7 protein-coding genes are annotated in these 6,316 nt (G+C 45.1%); all 7 read right to left on the minus strand.

The window, feature by feature from the left end; all coding sequences use genetic code 11:
- Nucleotides 1–246 (minus strand): ribonuclease III domain-containing protein (locus tag ACEYV4_RS08855; protein ID WP_373842930.1); only part of this gene is annotated, 246 nt, incomplete at its 3' end.
- Nucleotides 247–365: 119 nt separating this feature from the next.
- Nucleotides 366–617: an acyl carrier protein gene (acpP, locus tag ACEYV4_RS08860; protein WP_373842931.1), complete on the minus strand. Its 252-nt coding sequence runs from the start codon at nucleotides 615–617 to the stop codon at nucleotides 366–368.
- Nucleotides 618–652: 35 nt separating this feature from the next.
- The gene (gene plsX / locus ACEYV4_RS08865; RefSeq protein ID WP_373842932.1) at nucleotides 653–1,684 is read right to left on the minus strand and encodes a phosphate acyltransferase PlsX; all 1,032 of its coding nucleotides are present in this window, start codon (nucleotides 1,682–1,684) and stop codon (nucleotides 653–655) included.
- Between the two features lie 12 nt (nucleotides 1,685–1,696).
- Complete coding sequence (gene recG / locus ACEYV4_RS08870; RefSeq protein ID WP_373842933.1) at nucleotides 1,697–3,742, minus strand: ATP-dependent DNA helicase RecG; 2,046 nt, start codon at nucleotides 3,740–3,742, stop codon at nucleotides 1,697–1,699.
- Nucleotides 3,743–3,816: 74 nt separating this feature from the next.
- Complete coding sequence (locus ACEYV4_RS08875; protein WP_373842934.1) at nucleotides 3,817–5,520, minus strand: DAK2 domain-containing protein; 1,704 nt, start codon at nucleotides 5,518–5,520, stop codon at nucleotides 3,817–3,819.
- Between the two features lie 23 nt (nucleotides 5,521–5,543).
- Entirely contained in the window at nucleotides 5,544–5,906 is a 363-nt protein-coding gene (locus ACEYV4_RS08880) for an Asp23/Gls24 family envelope stress response protein (RefSeq protein WP_373842935.1), read from the minus strand.
- Between the two features lie 187 nt (nucleotides 5,907–6,093).
- Nucleotides 6,094–6,279, minus strand: coding sequence for a 50S ribosomal protein L28 (gene rpmB, locus ACEYV4_RS08885; protein WP_373842936.1), 186 nt, complete (start codon nucleotides 6,277–6,279; stop codon nucleotides 6,094–6,096).
- Nucleotides 6,280–6,316 lie beyond the last annotated feature (37 nt).

Below are 6,316 nucleotides of genomic sequence, written 5' to 3' on the forward strand. Positions count from 1 at the left end.
CATTGCTGCTCGCAGTCGGGTCAACTTCCCTTGGGGTAATTCCGGATAACGTTTATAAATATATTCAGAAACAATTAATTCCAACACGGCATCGCCAAGGAATTCGATCCGTTCATAGAACTTCAGATTTTGGTGCGGGTGCTCGTTAACGTATGAAGCTTGGGTAAAGGCCTCCGCTAACCGACTCGGATCATTAAAGTGAATATCAAATTCCTTGGCCAGGTAGTCTTGCAGTTCATCCATCATATTGATAAATTCCTTCTTTCATGAAATTCAATTAGCTAATTCTTCCCTATTATACTAGACCAACGACTATTTCGCAGGTTTTTAAAATAAAAAAGCTCCGCCAGTTGGGAGCTTCCTGGTTAGTTTGTGTGTTCTTCAATGTAGTCAACCACTTCACCAATGGTACTCAGCTTTTCAGCCTCGTCATCATCAATCTGTTCATTGAAGGTATCTTCTAGTTCCAAAACAAATTCAACGAAGTCAATGGAATCAGCATCCAAATCCGTTTTTAAGTTCAAATCATCAGTAATTTTGGCCCGATCAACATCAAAATGATCAGCCACAATTTCAGAAACCTTATCGAAGATTTCCTTACGTTTATTATCAGCCATTCTCGTAACCTCACTTTACAAAATACTCTCTTATTTTATGCGTTTTTAGTGGGCTTGTCCACTTCTGGATTGTTGGTAAAGAAGTCAACAGTTTTGTCAATCACACCTGCCTTGAGCATCGTGTGAATCTGACCAATCGTATTTTTAACAGTTAAGGTGTCCGCCGCTCCGTGAGTTTTAATCACTGGCGCCTTTAACCCCAATAAGACAGCGCCACCATACGTAGAAGTGCTCATCGTTTGCCCAATCTGGTGAAAGATGGGCTTAAGCATCAGATAGCCAAGTTTAGCCCGCAGTCCACCATGCAGAATACCGTGCCTGATCAGTTTCAACATCATCTTAGCAGTACCCTCAGTAGCTTTAAGGGCCGCGTTGGCCGTCCAACCGTCACTGACAACCACATCTGCTTTCCCAAAGAGTAAGTCCCCAGACTCAACGTTACCGACGAAATTCAGGTCATCCTTCTTATTAAGTAACTGCCAAACGGCCTTATGGAGAGTATCTCCTTTATCTTCCTCGGCCCCATTATTAAGTAGACCAATTCGCGGATTAGCAACTCCTAGAACATTTTCGGAATAAAACTTGCCCAGGTAAGCATATTGCACTAAGTTTCTTTCTTTACTCTCGGCATTGGCTCCGGTATCAAGATACACAAAACTGTGACGACTAGCACCCGGTTGAGCAATTGGTAGGACACTAGTTAATCCCGGTCGGTCAATTCCTTTAATTCGGCCAACGATGAAGATTCCAGCGGCTAAAACCGCTCCGGTATTGCCGGCAGAGAAAAAGGCGTCTGCCTCGCCATGTTTCACGGCCATGGCTGCTTTGACAATTGACGAATTCTTCTTACGGCGAATAGCCCGGACCGGTTCTTCACCCATTGTGATGTCGTTACTGGTCGGGATAATCTTCAAGCGTTCGCTGTTCTGAATCAATGGTTTAACCTTGCTGGGGTCACCATATAAACTAAATTCAAGGTCTGGGTAAAGGTCACGAGCCTGCTCGACCCCTTCAACAATTACCTTGGGGGCATGATCGCCACCCATTGCGTCTACAGCAATTTTCATTCTTCTTCTCCTTCAATCAAAATGTGTTTCTAATTGGTGTCGTTTCAAGTAGAGAACCAACGGTTGATTATCATCAATAATATCCCAATGAGGAGTCTTCAACAATTGTTCGGCATCATTACGGGCAATTTGGAGCATCTTAACGTCACCAACCGGGTCGCCAACTTTAAAATCAGGGAGACCAGATTGTTTGTTGCCCAAAACATCACCGGAACCACGTAATTCAAGATCCCGTTCAGCAACCTTAAAGCCATCATTAGTCTCAACCATCGTTTTCATCCGGGCCTTGCCTTCTTCAGTCTTCGGGTCAGCTAATAGCAGGCAGTAACTTTGCCGACTACCACGACCAACCCGTCCCCGTAACTGGTGCAACTGAGCCAGGCCAAAACGGTCGGCATTGTAAATAATCATTACAGTAGCGTTGGGATTATCGACTCCCACTTCGATTACCGTGGTGGAGACTAGTACCTGAATCTTTTTTTCCTGGAAGTCACGCATTACCTGTTCCTTTTCATCACCGCTCATCCGACCGTGCAATAAACCGACCCGATAATCGTCACCAAAATATTTTACTAATTGTTCATATAAATCAGTAGCGTTTTGGACATCCAGTGCCGCAGATTCATCAATTAACGGACTAACCACGTAAGCCTGGGCACCCGCAGCTAATTGGTCACGTAGAAAATGAAGGGCTTCATTTTGCTGGTCCACTTTAAACCACTTGGTCTTAACCGGCTTTCGGCCCGCCGGCATTTGATCAATCACCGAAACATCCATTTCACCATAGGCAGTAATTGCCAGCGTTCGCGGAATCGGTGTTGCCATCATTGCCAAAACGTCGGGACGATCACCCTTTTCCCGGAATAATTGTCGTTGGTTGACACCAAACCGGTGCTGCTCATCAGTGATGGCCAGCCCCAAATTGGCGTATTCAATATCCTCCTGAATTAAGGCATGGGTGCCGATGATCAGATTAATGTCACCCCGCTTAATGGCCTTACGCAACTGATCATGTTGCTTAGGAGTCAGTGAACCAGTCAAAAGGCCAATATGAACATGTGTCCCGGCAAAGGTTTTAGTCAACTTTTCAGCATGCTGAGCCGCTAAAATCTCGGTGGGAGCCATCAATGCCGCTTGATAGCCAGCAGTAATCGTGGCATAGATCGCAATGGCTGCCACAATTGTCTTACCAGAACCCACATCCCCTTGAAGGAGACGGTTCATCTGATATGGTCGACGCAAATCAGCACAAATTTCGTTAGTCACCCGTTTTTGGGCATCCGTCAATTCAAAGCCAATCTGACTAATAAATTGTTTAACCTCATCATTATGGTAAAGAATCCGCAAGCCATTTTTCTTACGCTGTGCCTGGCGAATTGCCTGTAAGCGCAGTTGAAAAAGGAAGAACTCCTCATAAGCAGCTGTCCGTCGAGCAGCCTTAGCTTGTCCAGCATCTTTGGGGAAATGCATTCCCATTAACATCTGACGACGATCTAATAAGCGATAACGTTGACGTAATGCTTGGGGTAAAAGTGTCGGAATCACATTCTGATATTCCGTAAAAGCCTGTCGAATGAGGCCCTTAAGCAGAGACTGCTTGACGTGCTTATTGACTGGATAAACCGCACCAAAATCGTTACTAGTTGTCAAATCCTGGGTGGTTAGCCGGTTAGCAGTTACCTGCTGACGACGAGCATCCCACTTACCCATTACGGTCACCTGACCATTCGGTTTCACCTGTTTAACTAGGTAAGGTTGGTTGAAGAAGGTTACCAGGACCACATTCTGCCCAACCTGCAGGCGGAAGCTCAGTCGACTGCGCCGATAACCGAAATGAGTCAATAACGGCTCTGAAACTACTTGACCATGCAAGGTGATCTTCTGCTTATCCTTAGCTTCTCGGAGGTCCGTTGGGCGCAAGTCGTTATAACGGGTTGGGTAATAAGTCAACAAGTCAGCAATCGTGTCGATTCCTAAAGTTGCTAGGTCAGCTACCCGCTTCTTGCCTACCCCTTTTAAATGTGCTACGGAATCCTGCAAACTCTTCGTTGCAATCACCTCCCAAGAAAATGTGGAAAAGGGGCCATGACAAATCAGCCTTCGTCACGGCCCCAAAAGTTTATTTACTTATATTATTCAACAGAAATCAAATATGGATAGACAGGCTGGCCCCCCTCATAAATTTGAACATCTAATTCATCGTCAACCTTGCCGATGGCGGTCTTAATTTCGTCAGCCGTCTTGGAGTCACCTTCTTGACCAACCAAAATCGTTACAATTTCACTATCGTCAGTTAACATTTGCTTAACCATTTTAATGGCCGTATCTTTCAGGTTCGGGTCGGCTTCCACAATCTTACCATCAACAATACCGAGGTAATCATCCTTACGAATCTCACGACCGTCAATCTTGGTATCCCGAATTGCGTGGGTTACTTCCCCACTGGCGACCGTAGTCATATTAGCTTCCATTTGTTGTTGATTCTGAGTAATTGAAGCTTCCTGGTTATACTCCAGAAGAGCGCTCATGGCCTGAGCAATCGTCTTAGTATGGACCACCTTAGTTGGAATAGTGGCAACTTGAGCTGCTTGGTCGGCCGTCATAAAGATATTGCCATTATCCGGCAATACTAGTGCCTGTTTAGCGCCGCTCTGGTTGATAGCATCAGTGATGTCCTGAGTACTTGGATTCATAGTCTGCCCACCATTAATAATATGGGTAACACCGAGGCTCTTCAGGAGCTTGGCAATTCCATCACCGGAAGCCACCGCAATGACAGCCGTTTCCGGTACGTTCTCCTCTTTCTTAGCCTTTTCAACCGGCGTTGCTGCTGAATCATCTTCTTCGTCGTCATGTTCCATGATTTCTTCTTGCTGCCAAACCATGTTATGAATTTCGATGGTTTGCAAATCACCAAACTCCTGACCCCAGCTCAACACCTTACCCGGATGTTCAGTGTGAACATGGACTCTTACAACGGCATCATCATTGATTACCAGAAGACTATCTCCCAACTTAGCTAAGTAGTTGTAAAAGGTATCATAATCGAACTTGCGAGTGACTTGCTTACCCTTACCAATCCGTACTAGCATTTGAGTACAATAAGTATATTTAATATCCTTCGGGTCAAGCTTGCCCTGAACGCTTTGGTGATCAAGGGCGTTAACCATCTCATCAACTTCCGCTTGGTCAGGCTTATAATCAGCACTCTTATCCACTCGACCACTCAATGCTTCATCGAAGGCTTGAAGCACAAAAACTAATCCCTGGCCACCGGAGTCAACTACCCCGACTTCTTTTAGTACTGGTAAGAGATCAGGCGTCTTCTGTAGAGCCTGGTCACTTGCTTCATAGATCGCATGAACAATCTCGGTTAAATCACTGGTCTCTTTGACTTTGTTAATCCCGACTTGAGCAGATTCGCGGACCACCGTTAAGATTGTTCCTTCGGTTGGCTTCATCACGGCCTTGTACGCTGTCTTAGCACCATTAGCATAGGCGTCCACAAAGTCTTGAGCGGACAGCTTACTCAATCCAGCCGTTGCCTTAGCAAAGCCACGAAAGATCTGAGATAAGATTACTCCTGAATTACCACGTGCTCCCATCAATAGTCCCTTAGCCAGGGCAGCACTGAGATCCCCAACCGCAGTACTATTCTCATTACGCTCATACTTAGCACCACTAGCCATTGAAGAAGCCATGTTGGTACCAGTATCGCCATCAGGAACCGGGAAAACGTTTAATGAGTTAATAAATTCAGCATTCTTCTTTAACTTGTCAGCGGCCGCTTGGACCATCTTGCCAAATTCAAGATTTGTAATTTCTGTGACAGCCAATTAAATTTCCTCCCGTATCCACACTAGTCTTCCATTGAACGAACACCCTGGACACAGACATTGACCGCATCGGCCGTAATGCCAAGCATCGATTCCAGGTTGTACTTCACTTTTGCCTGAACACTCTTCGAAACTTCAGAGATCTTCGTTCCATAGCTCACGATAATGTTAACTTCCACAACGATACCGTTGTCTTGTTGTCGAATTACAACTCCCTTGCTAAAGTTGTCGCGACCAAGAATCTGATTAACACCATCACGGACCGGGTTGCGACTTGCCATACCGACTACTCCATAGTTATCGGTAGCGGCACCACCAACCACTGTCGAAATTACGTCATTATCGATGTCAATCGTACCTGCCTTGGTTTTAATCTTTACTGCCATTATCATGGCCTCCTTTTAACATCAGCAGCACCAGCATAGGCCTGCTTTATTTCAACTCTAAAACTAACACCATCATACCATAGCATGTTCAACCACAAAAGTAATCATTTCTACAATTTAGTTAATGGGGTTAATCATTCTGAAAAAAATAAGCCGCCCACCACTGGACGGCATTATTTTTGTTGAATTAAACCCGAGTCACTTTACCGGACTTCAGTGTACGTGCTGAAACGTAAACCTTCTTTGGCTTGCCGTTAACCAGAATAGTTACTTTTTGCAAGTTTGGCTTCCAGCTACGACGACTTGAGTTAAGGGCATGGGAACGCTTGTTACCAAAACGTGTCCGCTTACCGTTGATATAATCTTTAGCCATTGGTGGTACCCTCCTCTTCTCATCTTTATTTCGTTTA

The organism is Limosilactobacillus sp. (assembly GCF_041859915.1).
Lineage (GTDB): Bacteria > Bacillota > Bacilli > Lactobacillales > Lactobacillaceae > Limosilactobacillus.